This is a genomic window from Paraburkholderia sp. SSBN10T (genome assembly GCF_056619545.1).
The window spans coordinates 177,768-192,476 of record NZ_JBWQQI010000018.1 but is presented as its reverse complement, the minus strand read 5'-3'; the positions used below and the strand labels follow the sequence as shown (position 1 = coordinate 192,476).

The 14,709-nt window shown below is 64.3% G+C and carries 12 protein-coding genes; 2 read left to right on the top strand and 10 right to left on the bottom strand.

All coding sequences use genetic code 11. The features are described from left to right. Positions 1 to 88 precede the first annotated feature (88 nt). The 3 genes from AC1ECK_RS25755 to AC1ECK_RS25745 form a co-directional block, all read right to left on the bottom strand. Positions 89 to 475, bottom strand: a complete 387-nt coding sequence (locus tag AC1ECK_RS25755) for a RidA family protein (RefSeq protein ID WP_480324134.1) — start codon at positions 473 to 475, stop codon at positions 89 to 91. 81 nt (positions 476 to 556) lie between these two features. Further along, positions 557 to 2,038 carry an N-acyl-D-amino-acid deacylase family protein gene (locus AC1ECK_RS25750; RefSeq protein WP_480324132.1) on the bottom strand — a complete coding sequence of 494 codons (1,482 nt, stop codon included), beginning with the start codon at positions 2,036 to 2,038 and terminating at the stop codon, positions 557 to 559. A gap of 3 nt (positions 2,039 to 2,041) precedes the next feature. Further along, positions 2,042 to 2,932, bottom strand: a complete 891-nt coding sequence (locus AC1ECK_RS25745) for a MurR/RpiR family transcriptional regulator (protein ID WP_480324130.1) — start codon at positions 2,930 to 2,932, stop codon at positions 2,042 to 2,044. A 185-nt stretch (positions 2,933 to 3,117) separates the two neighbouring features. Here AC1ECK_RS25745 and AC1ECK_RS25740 point away from each other — a divergent pair, with 185 nt between their 5' ends. Continuing rightward, a complete protein-coding gene (locus AC1ECK_RS25740; RefSeq protein WP_480324128.1) occupies positions 3,118 to 4,395 on the top strand; it encodes an amino acid deaminase in 1,278 nt (425 codons plus the stop codon). Positions 4,396 to 4,482: 87 nt separating this feature from the next. On the opposite strand, the gene AC1ECK_RS25735 is transcribed toward AC1ECK_RS25740, so the two are convergent. Both AC1ECK_RS25735 and AC1ECK_RS25730 read right to left on the bottom strand, forming a co-directional pair. Further along, the gene (locus AC1ECK_RS25735) at positions 4,483 to 4,938 is read right to left on the bottom strand and encodes a MarR family winged helix-turn-helix transcriptional regulator (protein WP_480324126.1); all 456 of its coding nucleotides are present in this window, start codon (positions 4,936 to 4,938) and stop codon (positions 4,483 to 4,485) included. A gap of 29 nt (positions 4,939 to 4,967) precedes the next feature. Beyond that, positions 4,968 to 6,563 (bottom strand): MDR family MFS transporter, encoded by a 1,596-nt coding sequence (locus AC1ECK_RS25730; protein WP_480324124.1) that lies wholly within the window; start codon positions 6,561 to 6,563, stop codon positions 4,968 to 4,970. A 139-nt stretch (positions 6,564 to 6,702) separates the two neighbouring features. On the opposite strand from AC1ECK_RS25730, the gene AC1ECK_RS25725 reads away from it, so the two are divergent. Then, complete coding sequence (locus AC1ECK_RS25725; RefSeq protein WP_480324122.1) at positions 6,703 to 7,545, top strand: EcsC family protein; 843 nt, start codon at positions 6,703 to 6,705, stop codon at positions 7,543 to 7,545. Here AC1ECK_RS25725 and AC1ECK_RS25720 read toward each other — a convergent pair. From AC1ECK_RS25720 to AC1ECK_RS25700, 5 genes are all read right to left on the bottom strand, one after another. Beyond that, the gene (locus AC1ECK_RS25720; RefSeq protein ID WP_480324120.1) at positions 7,515 to 8,489 is read right to left on the bottom strand and encodes an alpha/beta hydrolase; all 975 of its coding nucleotides are present in this window, start codon (positions 8,487 to 8,489) and stop codon (positions 7,515 to 7,517) included. The two genes, AC1ECK_RS25725 and AC1ECK_RS25720, sit on opposite strands and share 31 nt — an antisense overlap. A gap of 98 nt (positions 8,490 to 8,587) precedes the next feature. Further along, positions 8,588 to 9,022 carry a CHRD domain-containing protein gene (locus AC1ECK_RS25715; RefSeq protein WP_480324118.1) on the bottom strand — a complete coding sequence of 145 codons (435 nt, stop codon included), beginning with the start codon at positions 9,020 to 9,022 and terminating at the stop codon, positions 8,588 to 8,590. 302 nt (positions 9,023 to 9,324) lie between these two features. After that, positions 9,325 to 13,011, bottom strand: a complete 3,687-nt coding sequence (locus AC1ECK_RS25710) for an ATP-binding protein (RefSeq protein WP_480324116.1) — start codon at positions 13,009 to 13,011, stop codon at positions 9,325 to 9,327. Positions 13,012 to 13,045: 34 nt separating this feature from the next. Next, positions 13,046 to 13,792 (bottom strand): aquaporin Z, encoded by a 747-nt coding sequence (gene aqpZ, locus AC1ECK_RS25705; protein ID WP_480324114.1) that lies wholly within the window; start codon positions 13,790 to 13,792, stop codon positions 13,046 to 13,048. A gap of 240 nt (positions 13,793 to 14,032) precedes the next feature. Further along, positions 14,033 to 14,677 (bottom strand): response regulator, encoded by a 645-nt coding sequence (locus AC1ECK_RS25700; RefSeq protein WP_480324112.1) that lies wholly within the window; start codon positions 14,675 to 14,677, stop codon positions 14,033 to 14,035. Positions 14,678 to 14,709 lie beyond the last annotated feature (32 nt).

Here is a 14,709-nt window from a genome sequence, read left to right as displayed (position 1 = left end):
AAATAAACCAATAACACAGCAAGGAAAGGCCAACACCCCAGGCAAACCAACAAACAACAAGCCGCCGCAGGCAAAAAACCCTTACCCCTTAAGCCGAAGGCGCCTTATACGCCACACAATCAACCTCAACCTTGCAGTCAATCACCATACTAGAAACAACACACGCCCGCGCCGGAGGATTCTCCCCAAAGTACTCACGAAAAACCTTATTAAACGAAGCAAAATCCCTAGGATCATCAAGCCAAACCCCACACCGAACCACATGCTCGGCGCCATAGCCGGCTTCTTTGAGAATGGCAAAAACATTCTGAATCGCCTTGTGCGACTGCGCCACGATCCCGCCATCGATCACTTCGCCATTCTCCATCGGCGTCTGCCCGGACACGAACAACCAACCATCCGCTTCAACCGCACGCGCGAACGGCATATGCTGCCCACCGGTCCCCTTGCCACCCTCAACGCCATATCGCTTCATCACAAACACTCCTTATAAGATCCAGCGGCACGCAAGCCAGGAAAGAAGCCCCTCACGCACCGCGTCAATAAAACCAAAACCTCAAAACGCGCCCTGCGCATCCACCACCGACGCCGCACCGCGTGCCACAAAATGCCCTGCCCGCTCGCCGGTCGGCTGCCCATCCCGGTACGACAACACGCCGTTCACCCACACCGCGTCAATCCCGTCTGCCGGCTGTTGCGGCTTGTCGAACGTCGCCGCATCCCGCACCCGCACCGGGTCGAACAACACCAGGTCCGCGTGATAACCCACATGCACCTCGCCGCGCTGCGTCAAGCCAAAGCGCCGTGCCGACAAGCTCGTCATCTTGCGCACCGCTTCCTCCAGCGGCAACAATCCCGCATCCCGCGCGTAGTGCCCCAGCACGCGCGGAAACGCACCCCACAACCGTGGATGCGGCAACGGATCGTTCGGCAAGCCGTCCGAACCCACCATCGTCGCCGGATGTGACAGGATGCGCCGCACGTCGCCCTCCGACATGTTGTGATACACCGCCCCCGCCGGCTGCAGGCGCTTGCCCGCCTCCTGCTGCGTCACACCCCATTCGGCGGCAATCTCCTTCACCAGCTTGCCCGCCATCTCCGGATGCGGCTCCGACCATGTAATCGTGATGTCGATATCGCCCGTCACCTGCTTGAGGTCCAGCGTCGACGAGCTGCGGTTGTACGGGTAGCAGTCGCACCCAATCGGCTGCATGCGGCGCGCGCCGTCCAGAGACTCCAGCACCTCGACGCTGCGCCCCCAGTTCGTCGGACCCGCGCACTTCAGGTGCGAGATCACCACCGGCACGCGTGCGTGGCGCCCGACCTGGTACGCCTCTTCCATCGCGTCGAGAATCGCGTCGAACTCGGTGCGCATATGCGTCGTGTACAGCGCTCCTGCGGCAGCCAGCGGCTCGGCAAGCGCCATCACTTCTTCCGTCGGCGCCGCGAACGCGGAGCCGTACGCCAATCCCGAACTCAAGCCGAGTGCGCCATGCTGAAGCGCCTCCTCGAGTTGCGCGCGCATCCCCGCAATTTCCTGCGCCGTCGCGGCGCGGTCTAGCCGGTCCATCTGGTTGTTGCGCAGCGCCGTGTGCCCGATCAGCGCGCCCACGTTCACCGCCGGACGCGCGGCGTTCACCGCTTCGACATAGGCGGCAAAGGTTGGATATTGGAACGCATCGCGCTCGCCCAGCAGGTTCATCGGATCCGGCGGGTCGCCCTTCAAGGCCACCGGCGACGCGCTGATGCCGCAGTTGCCGACAATCACCGTCGTCACCCCCTGGCTGATCTTCGGCAGCATCTGCGGCGCGCGGATCACGTGGGTGTCGTCGTGCGTGTGGACGTCGATGAAACCCGGCGCCAGCGCACGGCCGTTCGCTTCCACGATCTCTTCGGCCAGCCAGTTCGACAGGTTGCCGATCGCCACGATCCTGCCGTCGCGCAAAGCCACGTCGCGTTCGAGCGGCGGAGCGCCCGTGCCGTCGTACAGTTGCGCGTCGATGATCAGCGTATCCGCGGCTTCGGGATGCGAATGCATAGGTCAGTCTCCTAGCGGTTGTCGGTCGCCGCCGCCACGATGCGCATCCAGCGCGTGTTTCATGCGGCGCAGCAATTCGCGGCTCTCGTCGCCCTGGCTCACGGCGAGTTCGGTGACGAGGACGTCAAGCGCCATCATCATCGCGTAACGGGATGACGACGGCTTGTAAATGAAATCGGTTTCGAACGCGACAATCGGGATCACCCAGTCCGCCAGCCGCGCCAGCGGCGAGGCCGGTGCGGTCAGCGTAATCAGGGTCGCGCCGTAGCTGCGCGCGATGCGGCAGTTCTCCACCATCTCGGGCACGCGTCCGGTAGTCGATAACGCAATCACGACACATTCGCGCGATACCGTGCTTGCCACCATCCGTTGCAGCAAGCCGTCCTGGTAGGTCGCCACCGGCCTGCCGAGGCGCACGAGGCGAAAGCGCATTTCGTCGGCCAACGCGGTCGAACCGCCGCCCATGCCGAACACGTAGATCATGCGGGCCTCGCGCAGCGCGGCGGCCGCTTCGGCGAGCGGCGCCTGGCGCAGCAACTGGTGGTTGTGCGTCAGCGCGGTCTGCACTTCGTCGAACACGCGGGTGGCGAGCGGCTCGGGGGTGCCGGCGGTCGCGCCGCTTTGCAGGAAGCGTTGCCCCACTGCCGCCGCCTGGGCAAGCCGCAATTTCAGTTCGCGCACGTCGCGGCAACCCACCGCCTTGGCAAAGCGCGTGACGGTGGCAACGCTGACGCCGGCCTGCTGCGCCAGCGCGCCGATGCTGGCCCGCGACGCGCCGGTCAGGTCGTCGAGGATCAGCGCGGCCACCTTGCGCTCGGCCGAGCGCAATTCCGGCGCGCATTCGGCGATGCGGGCGACAATGTCGAACGTAAGCGGTTCAGCGCTGGAATTCATGAAGGACCGTCAGGATCGGAAGACCGTTGCAGCGCGCGGAACGCTCGAAAACACCGCTCGCGGCACCTTGTACCAGCCGGCGCCCGCGCCGTGGTACTAAATAACATTTCAGCAAGCATCGTACTTTCGGTAACATATGAAAGTCAACTTCGCTGCAATTTTTCTGGAAGACGGAGCAGGATTACATGAAAGTTACAAACTATCAGGGCGCGACGATTGATCCTTATAGCAAGGGCTTGGGCATGGTTCCGGGCACCAGTATCCAGCTGATGGACGCCGGCCGCCTTGAATGGAATCTGCTCAATGAGGACGTGAGCCTGCCGGCTGCCGTGCTCTACGCGGATCGTATCGAACACAACCTGAAATGGATGCAGGCGTTCGTCGCAGAGTACGGCGTCAAGCTCGCGCCGCACGGCAAGACCACCATGGCGCCGCAACTGTTTCGCCGTCAGCTCGAAACCGGGGCGTGGGGCATCACGCTCGCCACCGCGCATCAGGTGCGGGCCGCCTATCACGGCGGCGTGTCGCGCATCCTGATGGCCAACCAGCTGGTCGGCCGCCGCAACATGCTGATGATCGCGGAGATGCTGAGCGACCCCGAGTTCGAGTTCTTCTGCCTGGTGGATTCGGTGGAAGGCGTCGAGCAGCTCGGCAAGTTCTTCGGCTCGGTGCGCAAATCGCTGAATGTGCTGCTCGAGCTCGGCGTGCCGGGCGGTCGCACCGGTGTGCGCGACGAAGCGCAGCGCACCGCCGTGCTGGACGCAATCGCACGCTATCCGGATGCGCTCAAGCTAGCCGGCGTCGAACTGTATGAAGGCGTACTGAAGGAAGAAGCGGAGGTCCGCGAGTTTCTGCAAAGCGCCGTCGCCATCACGCGCACACTGGCGGACGAAGGGCGCTTTGCGCGCACGCCGGCCATTCTGTCGGGTGCGGGCTCGGCGTGGTACGACGTGGTCGCGGAAGAGTTCGTGAAGGCATCGGCTGCCGGTCAGGTCGAAGTGGTGTTGCGGCCAGGCTGCTATCTGACGCATGACGTGGGCGTCTATCGGAAAGCGCAGACGGATATTTTTGCGCGCAATCCGATCGCCAGAAAAATGGGTGAAGGCCTGCTGCCGGCGCTGCAACTGTGGGCGTACGTGCAGTCGATTCCCGAACCGGACCGCGCGATTATCGGCCTCGGCAAGCGCGATTCCGCGTTCGACGCCGGCATGCCGGAACCCGCACGCCACTATCGTCCGGGTACGGAAGCGCCGCGCGAGATCGCTGCCAGCGAGGGTTGGGAAATCTTCGGCATGATGGATCAGCACGCCTATCTGCGGATTCCCGCAGGCGCGGATCTGAAGGTCGGCGACATGATCGCGTTCGACATCTCGCACCCCTGTCTGACGTTCGATAAATGGCGTCAGTTGCTGGTGGTCAATCCGTCGTATCAGGTCACGGAAGTCATCGAGACGTTCTTCTGAAGCGGGCGCTTATTTCAGGCTCACCCGGCGCTAATCGAGAAATCACCGGGCGGCAGGCGCCAAAGCCCGCCGCCCGGTCATAAAACCTCAAGCCGCCGCCTGCCCCTGCCCGGCCGCGGCCACTTCGCCAATCCGCACTTCGAGCATTTGCAACGCACCGGACAGCGCCGACAGCGCTTCGTCCGGCAGTGCGGCCATCGTATCGTGGAGGAACGCGTTGCGGCGCGGCAGGCTCGCTTCAGTGGCCGCCATCCCCGCTTCGGTGAGTCGCACGTTGGTGATGCGGTTATCGCGCTCGTCCATGCTGCGCGAAATCCAGCCCAGCACTTCAAGCGCTTTCAACTGACGCGTCAGGGCGCCCGGGTCCACTCGCAAACGCTCGACGAGGCGCTTCTGCGACGACTCGCCGCCCTGGTCGTGCAACGCCAGCATGACCCGCCAGCGCGGCATGGGATGGCCAACCTGTGCTTCGAACGCCGACATGAACGCCCGATAGGTGCGGCCGAATTGCTGAACGATGGCGACGCGATCCTGTTCTTCCATGGTGTTCCGATGACGCGGGTGTTCGAAAATCAATCTGCGAGAATGGTCGGCTCGAGCTGGCGCTTGAGCTTGATTGGCGGCACGCGGCGGCTTTGCCAGACCGACACGACCGCAATGATAGCCGCCAGCGCGAGCCCCAGATGAATCGCCGCCACCAGCGCCTCGCGCGCCGACTCCAGCAGCATCGCGCCGTTGTGTCCGGCGTGCGTCAACTGGTCCAGCAGCGTGCTCTGGGCATCGCGATTGATGAGGATTTGCGGGTCGCCCATATCGGCAAACCAGTGCGTCGCCTGATCGCGCTCGAGTGCGTTGCGCACGCCGTTCGCATACATATGCGTGACCAGCGTGCCGGTCAGCGCCGTGCCGATCATCCCGCCGATCATCCGCAGCGATTGCAGCAGTGCCGTCGCGATGCCGAGATGTTCGCGGCCCGCCGTCTGCTGCGCAAAGATGGTCAGGTTCGGCATGACAAAGCCGAGACCGAGACCGCCGAGCACCATGAACGACATCAGCAGCGATTGCGGCATGGCGCGCGTCGCCACCACCGTGCCGAGGCATGACAGCGCGACCAGCGCGAATCCCACGTACAGCATCAGGTTCGGATTGCGCACGCGCGACACGATCCGTCCGTTGGCAATGCTGCCGATCGTAATGAACACGGCGAGCGGCGTAATCACGAGGCCCGCTTCTTTCGGCGACATGCCGAAACCGCCCTGGAACAACAGCGGCGCGTAAAACAGCAGCGAGAACATCGTGAAGCCGCCGAGCACCGCAAGCGTGAAGAGCGCGGCGAGACTGCGGTTGCGGAACATGTCGACGGGCAGGATCGCCGTCGGACAACGCCGCTCCCATTTCAACAGCCCGTAAGCGGATGCCACGCTCACGGCCAGCAATACGGCGGCGGAGAGCGTCACGCCGTGCTTCGGCAGCATTTCGACGAACAGTTGCAGACAACCGAGCGAGATCGCAATCAGCAACGCGCCGGGCCAGTCGAGGCGCATCTTGCCTTCATGCTCGACATGCCGCAAATGCGGCAGAAAGCGCCAAACGAAGAACAGCGACAGCAAGCCGACCGGCAGATTCACATAGAACACCGAGCGCCAGCCGTAGTACTGGGTCAGGAAACCGCCGAGCGACGGTCCGATCGCGTTGGCGATGCCGAACGCCGAACTCATCAACACCTGCCAGCGCAGGCGCACGACGGAATCGGGGAACAGATCGGGAATGCAGGCGAATGCGGTGCCCACCAGCATGCCGCCGCCGATCCCCTGCAGGCCGCGCGCCAGCACCAGGAACAGCATGCTGTTGGCCATCCCGCACAGCACGGAGGCGCCGGTGAAGACCACGATCGACGCAATCACGAACGGCTTGCGCCCGTAGTAATCGCCCAGGCGCCCGAAGATCGGCACCGTGATGACCGAGGTCAGCAGATAGGACGTGGCGACCCAGGCGTATAGCTCGAAGCCTTTGAGCTCGGCCACGATCGTCGGCAGCGCCGTGCCGACCACGGTCTGGTCGAGCGCGACAAGCATTGTCACGAAAGAAACGCCGAGCATCGCCATCAGCGATTCACGGAACGGTAAAACTTGCCCACTCGAGTGGTGAGCCGCGGTATGGACAGCCATTTTTGATAGCGCAACAGTTGACGCGTCAAGTAACGGGGAATGATAGCATGTTCTGGCGCTCTAAACTGACGACGGAGACGCACATTCCGGTGCGCCGCCGATCGGCTATCTACAGAATCTGCCCGCCACAGGGAGGCCCATGGAGTCCAATTCGCTCGCCGAACAAAGCTTGTCCGCCGAAGACCTGAGCGCGCTGCGACGCGCGAAACACGAGCTGGAAAGCCCCGCACTGGCAATGAAGCTCGCCAGTATGGTCGGCGCGCCGCTTGAAAAGCTGCTGTCGCGCATGCCGGCGATGGCCAACGAAAAAGTGACCGATGCGACCGAGCTTGCCTTGCGCAAGTGTCTGCAGATCGCCCTGCGCACGCTGGGCCGCCACGACGCCGCCGCGCCGCTTGCGGCCCCCGACAAGCCCAGCAACCTGCTGCACAAGTTCGCGGTGGCCACCACCGGCGCGGCCGGCGGCGCGTTCGGCCTGTTCGCACTGCCGGTGGAATTGCCGGTCACGACCACGCTGATGTTCCGTTCGATCTGCGACATTGCGCGCAGCGAAGGTGAAGACCTGTCGTCGATCGACGCGCAGTTGCAGTGTCTGACGGTGCTGGGAATGGGCGGCGCCTCGAAAGCCGACGACGACGCCGACTACGGCTACTTCATCATGCGCGGAGCCCTCGCGCAGGCGGTCTCGAAGGCGTCATCGGAAATCGCGACCAAAGGCTTCACCTCGCACGGCTCGGCGGCGCTGCTGCGCCTGCTCAACACCATCGCATCGCGCTTCTCGGTGCAGGTGAGCGAACAGATCGCAGCCAAGTCGATTCCCGCGATCGGCGCGGTACTGGGGGCGATGGTCAACACCGTCTTTATGGACCACTTCCAGTTGGTCGCCCACGGCCATTTCACCGTGCGGCGACTTGAGCGGCGATACGGGACGGAAGCGGTGAAGGCCGCCTATCAGACCATCGACATCGCGCTTGACGGCTGAGCGTTGCGCGGGCTCGTGACCTTGCGCACAAAACCGGCGGCATCGTCGAGCGCGCGCCGCGCTTCGGGGATGAACGGCGTGTAGATCTGCCAGACGTGCGGCATGTTCGGCCACACCTGCAGGTCGATCGACACGCCCTCGGTGCGCGCGTTCTCGGCCACCCGCCGCGAATCGTCCAGCAGCACCTCGGTGCTGCCAACCTGAATCAGGAGCGGCGGCAGGCCGTGCAAATCGGCGTAGACCGGCGATGCATGCGGGTGAGTCGCGGGCGTATCGCCGAGGTACAGCTTCGCGGCCCGGCCGACAGCGGCGCCGCGGAACATCGGGTCGGCGCCGTCGTTGATGCGAATCGATGCACCGCTCGCGCCAAGATCGGTCCACGGCGAAAACAGCACGGCGCCCGCCGGCAACGAATCGCCGGCATCGCGCAAGGCAACGAGGGTCGCAAGCGCCAGGCCACCGCCGGCAGAGTCGCCTGAAATCACGACGGATTCCGCGGGAATGCCGCTTGCAATGAGTTGCCGATAGGCCGCCAGCGCATCGTCCAAAGCCGCGGGAAAGCGCGCTTCGGGCGCGAGGCGATAGTCGAGCGAAAACGCCGGAGCGCGCGAGCGCGTCGCCAGACCAAACACCAGCGAGCGATGCGAACGCGGCGAGCAGAAGTAATAACCGCCGCCGTGCAGATACAGAATGGTGGGCGTCGCGGCGGCACCGGCCGCAGCGCTGTCGCCACTCCCGGCGCTGAGCGGCTCGAACCATTCGCCGCGCAAGCTCTCGCCCGCCTCGTACTGTTCCCGCAAGCGCCAGCCAGCCGGCACTTTGGGCGACCATGCGCGCTTCGCAGTGAGCGCGCGTGCGGCCTCGACGTTGATCTCGGTCCTTTGCGTGGCCGGCCGAAACTGCCGGCGCAGATACCAGCACGCGAGCGCACTTTGCCAACTCATTGGAAGCCCCTCCATGAACGGTCGTGTGTCATGGTACGTGCGTTCGACGATAAAGCCGCTGGACGATCCGTTCTAAACCGCTCGCAACACCAGGCTAGCTAGTTGGAAGGTCGCACCTGGCCGCGAATCTCGCCCGTCGGATTCTGCACGGTATGGATGTTGAAGTACCACTGGCCGGCCATCAGGTCGGTGACTTGCGGGTCGGACAACGTGGCGAAACCCTTGATCGGGCTGGCCAATGCACTCTTCTCGATCGGGATCTGGATCTTCGCGTTCTGCCCGACCGGTGCCGGGCCATGGAAGTGAGCCGCCGTGATGGGACTGGACAGATCCTCGTAGGTGACAGTCCACTGCAACGCCTTGGTCGACGTATCGAAGGTGGCGCTCAGCATGCCGTGCGCGTGGCTCACGCGCGGCGGAACTTCACTCGACGGTTCCAGATCCGCCTTCAACGCCACCGTATCCGCGCAGGCGATCCCCGACGCCAGCGCCCACCACACGACACCCAGACTCAGTTTCCGAACTGCGATCATATTTTTTCTCTCCGGACTTGGTGCACCGCCGCACCAGCGGACAGGCTGCGCGCGGAGCCACCACATACTAGTGCAAATCGCTCGCTGCCGTCCGGCTGACCGGGTTCCAGTGGTTCGAACCGTACGAATCACACCATTGGTGCCGTGGCGGCCTTTCCTTCACTATTTCAAAATACTTAATTGCGCAATATGCAGTCAATCAATTGGCATTCGGGCGCTATGCTTCACGTAGCGAGAAGTGACTCCTTCATCGAAGGATGTCTCCAATCTTTAACGCGGCTTCGGCCGCGTTTTTTTTCGCTCTACGCAAGCAAAGCGGCCTGCTCTTCGATGCCGTCGAGCATCGCATTGCACTTCCTGACGAGCGCGAGACCCTCGGCACGCAGCACCTCGGGCGTCTTGACGGCGATACCGCGCCGGTATTGCTCCAGCACCGCCAGTAGCGGCGGATAACGCAGCACGCCCGCCGCGCCCAGCATCCGGTGATGCCATTCACGCAACTGCGCGACATCGGCGTGATCGAGCAGAGCCGGCAATGCCCGGACATCGTCCCGCACGGACATCACGAACGAATCGAGCAGCGCCTTGACGGTCGATTCGCTGCCCCACAATTGCGTCATATGGCCGAGATCCACAGGCACGAAGGACTCGACGGATTCCTGCCCTTGCGGGCCGGCGGCCGCCCCCGCGCTCCCCGCCGCACTGACCGCTTCGACCGGCGCGTCCTGGCGTGCGCCGTCCGCGCCGAACCAACGGCTCAGGTGCTCGCGCAGGGTTGCCAGACGGGTCGGCTTGACGAGGCAATCGTCCATGCCGGCGGCGCGGCATTGGCTCAGATCTTCCGGTGCCGTATTGGCGGTAATGGCGAGAATCGGCAGACGCCCTGCTCCGCTCTCCTGCGCCTGTTCCGCTTCGCGCACGCGCCGCGCCAGTTCATAGCCGGACAGGTTCGGCATGTGGCAATCGGTAATCAGGCACCCGTAGCGGGTTGCCTGCAGCGCGGCGAGCGCTTCCACGCCGTCGTTCACCACATCGCACGCGAAGCCTAGCAAAGCGAGTTGGTGACGGATCAATTCCTGATTGACCGGATGATCCTCCGCCACAAGGATCAACCGGCCACTCGCGATGGCGCGCTCCCGGTCGGGGGGCGCCTCGCTCTGTTCCGCGCTTCCCCGTGCGTGAGGCGCGGGCGTCGACAAACCGGTCAGTGCGGCCGCGCAGGCCGCACTGAGCCCGCGCCAGGAAATGGGATTGATACTGAGCCGCACCGTATCGTCCAGAATACGGTAACCGGTTGGCTTGGGCTTTTCCGTCACATAGATGACACGCGGACCCAAGCGCGCTGCGCCCGGTAGCGCCAGACCCTCGCCGAGCAATACGAGGTCCGCGTCAACGAGCGCGGCCGGGTCGCTCAACTCGGCCGCGCCCTCGCCGACCTGGCGCAACTCGATGCCAAGCGCCCGGCCAAAATGCACCAGCGCCTGCGCAACGCGAGGGTCCGGGACTGCGACAAGCCCGCGCTTGCCACGCAAGCCGCTGACCTTGTAGTGCTGCGCCTCGACCGGCATCACGAGCCGAACGATCATGCGGGTACCCATGCCCGGCGTGCTTTGCAACTCAAGCGCGCCGCCCATCAACGCGATGAGCTTGCGGCAGATGGTCAAGCCAAGCCCGGTGCCGCCAAAGCGCCTTGTCGTCGAGGATTCGGCCTGCACGAACGGTTCGAACAAGCGCGCCTGAACCTTCGGCTCAATGCCAATGCCGGTGTCCTCGACACTTATCTCCAGCGTCTGGGTGTGCTGCGTCCGCCCGACCACGCAGACCTGCACTCCGACCTCGCCCGCCGGCGTGAACTTGATCGCATTGCCGAGCAGGTTGAAGAGGATCTGCCGCAGCCGCACGCAGTCGCCGCGCAAGCTGGCCGCAACCTCGGGAGCGATATCGACGCGTACTTTCAAGCCCTTCTCGTGAGCCCGCCCGGCGAGCAGGCCGACCGCGTTGTCGACCAGTTCGCGCAGGTCGATCGGCTCCGCCTCGATAGTCAGTCGGCCGGCCTCGATCTTCGAGTAGTCGAGCAGGTCGTCCAGAATCTGCAGCAACGCGCCCGCGGACTCGTGAATCATGCCGAGCATCTCACCCTGATCGGCATTCAGGCGCGTGCGTTCGAGCACTTCGACGAGCCCGAGCACGCCGTTCATCGGCGTGCGGATCTCGTGGCTCATCATTGCCAGGAAGCTGTCCTTGGCGCGCGAGGCGGCCTCGGCAAGATCGCGGGCGCGCGCCAGTTCGCGCGCGGTCTGCTTACGCAGCCGCACCTCGCGCTGCAGCAGCAGGTAAGCGCGCAACGTCACCACCAGCACCGCACCGATGCAGATCAGCAAAGGCAGCAGGCGCACGGCCGGCACACTCCAGGCGCCGTGCCCGCCGCCATTGCCGCTCGCCCATTTCTGGCGGATGCGCTGCTTTTCCGCGGGCGGCATGGCCGTCAGCGCACGATCGATCAAGCCGGCAAGCGGCGCCAGATCGGAGTGCACGGCAAAGCCCAGCGAAGCGGATTCGCCGAGCATGCCAAGAATCTTCAGCTCGCCCTCGTAGTGGCGCTTCAGCTCGATATCGACGGCGGCTGCGTTGCCGACCAGAACATCCGCCTTGCCGAGCGCCACTAGCTTGAGCGCCTCTTCGAGGTTAGACGCAACGGTCACGTTCGCAGGCGGAATGTTGTACGCGGCGAGCGGAACCGACCCGGCGACATGCGCGGATACGGCAATGCGGCGCGTGGCGAAATCATTCAGACTGCGCGCAGCGGGCTCGTTCTCGCGCCCCACCATGACGAGCGGATGCCTGGCATACGGGCGTGTATTCACCGCGTTCTTGAGCCGCGGATCGCCGCGTGCCGCCGTCGCCAGAACCGCGAGATCGCCGTGCTGAAACGCGCCCAAGGTGGCAGGCCAATCAGCAAACGGCGCATGGGCGAAGCGGATGCCAAGCGCGCGGCTCAGATAGTCGAGGTATTCGGCGGCCATGCCGCTCGGGCGGCCCCCGGCGTCGAGGTAGCTGAACGGCGGCCAGCCGCTGTCGAAGCCGACTGCGACAGGCGGCAGCGAGCGCAGCCATGACTGCTCGGCGGGGCTGAGCATGAGACGCCGGGCGGTATAGATGGGAGGCGAAAAGAAGTTGGCGTCGAGCCAGCGCGCACGGATAGCGGCTTCGTCGGCCGGATTCATGGCGGCAAGTGCGCGGTCGAGCTGATCGCGCAGCGCGGCGCGCTCGCGCGGCACGGCGAAGCGCAGTTCGCTGGGGCGGCCGCTTTCTTCGAAGGCGATGCGCAGCCCCCGGAATTCTTCGCTGGCGAGCACGTATTGAACCGCGGGCGTGAAGCCCAGATAAGCGTCAGCATGGCCCTGCGCGACTGCGCGTAAGGCCGAGGCCCGGTCCGCGAAAGCCGCGATCTGCGCGCGCGGGAAACGTCCGCGCAGCGTTCGCTCCAGCGCAAAGCCCTTCTCGACGGCGAGCCTGGCGCTGGCAAGCTGCGTGACTTCCGTCACGGTCTTGTCGTCGGCCTTGACGACCACGGAGGTCGTGGCCCAGAAATACGGCGCCGTGAAGCTGAGACTGTGCTCGCGCTCCGGCGTGCGCGCGATGCTCATCAACAGATCGACCTGGCCGGCCGCGGCGGCCGCCAGCAGTTGCGGCATATCGTGAAAGGTCCTGGGCACAAGGACCACGTCGGGACCGACGAGGGCGCGCAGATAGTCGACGCTCAAGCCGCTCAGGCGACCATCGGCGACCGCTTCGAAGGGCGCCCATCCGCCTGCAAGCGTGCCTACTACAAGCCTCGCCGGCACTGCGCCACTCGCCTGGGCCGAAGCGGCGCCCGGCGGATTCGCCGCCAGCGCTAGCGGCACGCCAGGCAGCATGAGCACCACCACTGCCAGCTGCCACAGACGCCGCCATGCTTCAAACCCGCTGTGGACGCGAGACGAGCTCATGACGGATGCACGGTATCGCGCCGGGAAACAGAGATCAGGCGAACTCACCTTGTTGCTCCGTCGTGCCGCCACGCGTTGCACGCGGCTTGCCCCATAAGCGCGCGTACAGGACGCCCGCAGCGATGGCCCCAGCCAATGGTGCGGCCCAGAACAGCCAAAGCTGATCGAGCGCCCAGTCGCCGACGAACAAGGCCGGCGCAGTTGAACGCGCCGGATTGACCGACGCATTGGTGACAGGCAGTGCAATCAGATAGGCCAGCGCGAGGCAAGCGCCTTTAACCAGCGGTGAGACGGAACGTGAGACGCGTCGGTGCGACATCAGCAGATTCACCATGACCAACGCGAAAGACATCAGCAGCTCGATGACAAGCGCCGAATGGAACTGATAGTCTGCGGGGGAATGGTCGCCGAAGCCGTTGGCGCCGAACTCGCTCGCTGCCAGATCGAACCCCGGGCGCCCGCTCGCCACATAGGCGAGCAGCGCCGTGCCGGCAAGCGCACCGCCAATCTGCGCGGCGATGTACGGCACCAGGTCGTGAATCGGGAGGCGGTTGGCGACGGCTTCTCCAACCGTCACGATGGGGTTGAAGTGCGCGCCGGACAAGTGCTCCAGCGAATAGGTCGCGGTGGTGAGTGCAAGCCCGAATGCAAGCGCCACCTGGAGCGCGCCAAAACTGGGCTGCCCAGCCGCCGTATTCAGTACGATGCTGCCGCAACCCACGAACACCAGCCACGCCGTTCCCGCACACTCGACCGCCAACCGCTTGCTCAAGCTCATCATTGCGCCCTCACTTTCCGAGTTACACGGTGCGAAAGCGCGCACGAGGCGCCGATCCGCGGCCATGCAGATTTCTGAAGCAAATTTGCATGCCGAATCGTTTTTGCATGAAAGGCTTTTTGCAACCACTCATGCATCGCATGCCACACGCAAGTATGAAATGGCGATGCAGCCCGACTCATCAGACGATTCTTAAATCAGCGAGACTTCCCGACAGTTCACGAACACCCCTCTCACAGACGTTCAGGTCAAGCCTATCTGCTGGGCGTACCTGATCAGGGCGATTTCCGACTCGAGCCCGAGCTTGCGCATCGCGCTGCGCTTTTGCGTGCTGATGGTCTTGCTGCTGCGGCTCAGCAGCATGGCAATCTCCGAGATGGACATGCCCCGTATATAGAGGCGCAACACCTCCCATTCCCGCGCACTCAGGATTCCAGCGCGTGGATGCGGAACACAACCCGCTTCGGCGAAGGCCGCCTGTACGCTGGCCGACAGATAGCTGCGCCCCGCCACGGCGGCGTCGATCGCCTCAGGCAGTGCGTCGACGGTATCGCGCTTGTCGACGATGGCCGAAACGCCCAGGTACAGCAAACCCGACAAGGTGGGCGGATGGCAGATCATGGTCAGCACCACCACTCGCGGATGCGGTGGGTAGCGCAAGACGCGCCGCAAGAGCGGCGTCGCGTTGTTGAGACCATCGAGATCCGGCATGCCGATATCGGAGACCACCACATCGCAGGGGCAGGTGTCGAGCAACTCGACGAGCGTTTGCGCATCCGGCGCCTCGCCGACGACCGACATGCGTGACCCGGCTTCCAGCAGATGCCGCACGCCAAAGCGCACACAACTATGATCGTCGGCCACAATGACTCGAATAGTCGGATTCATGTTGTTGTATTGAGGTTGACTGACCCTCCGTG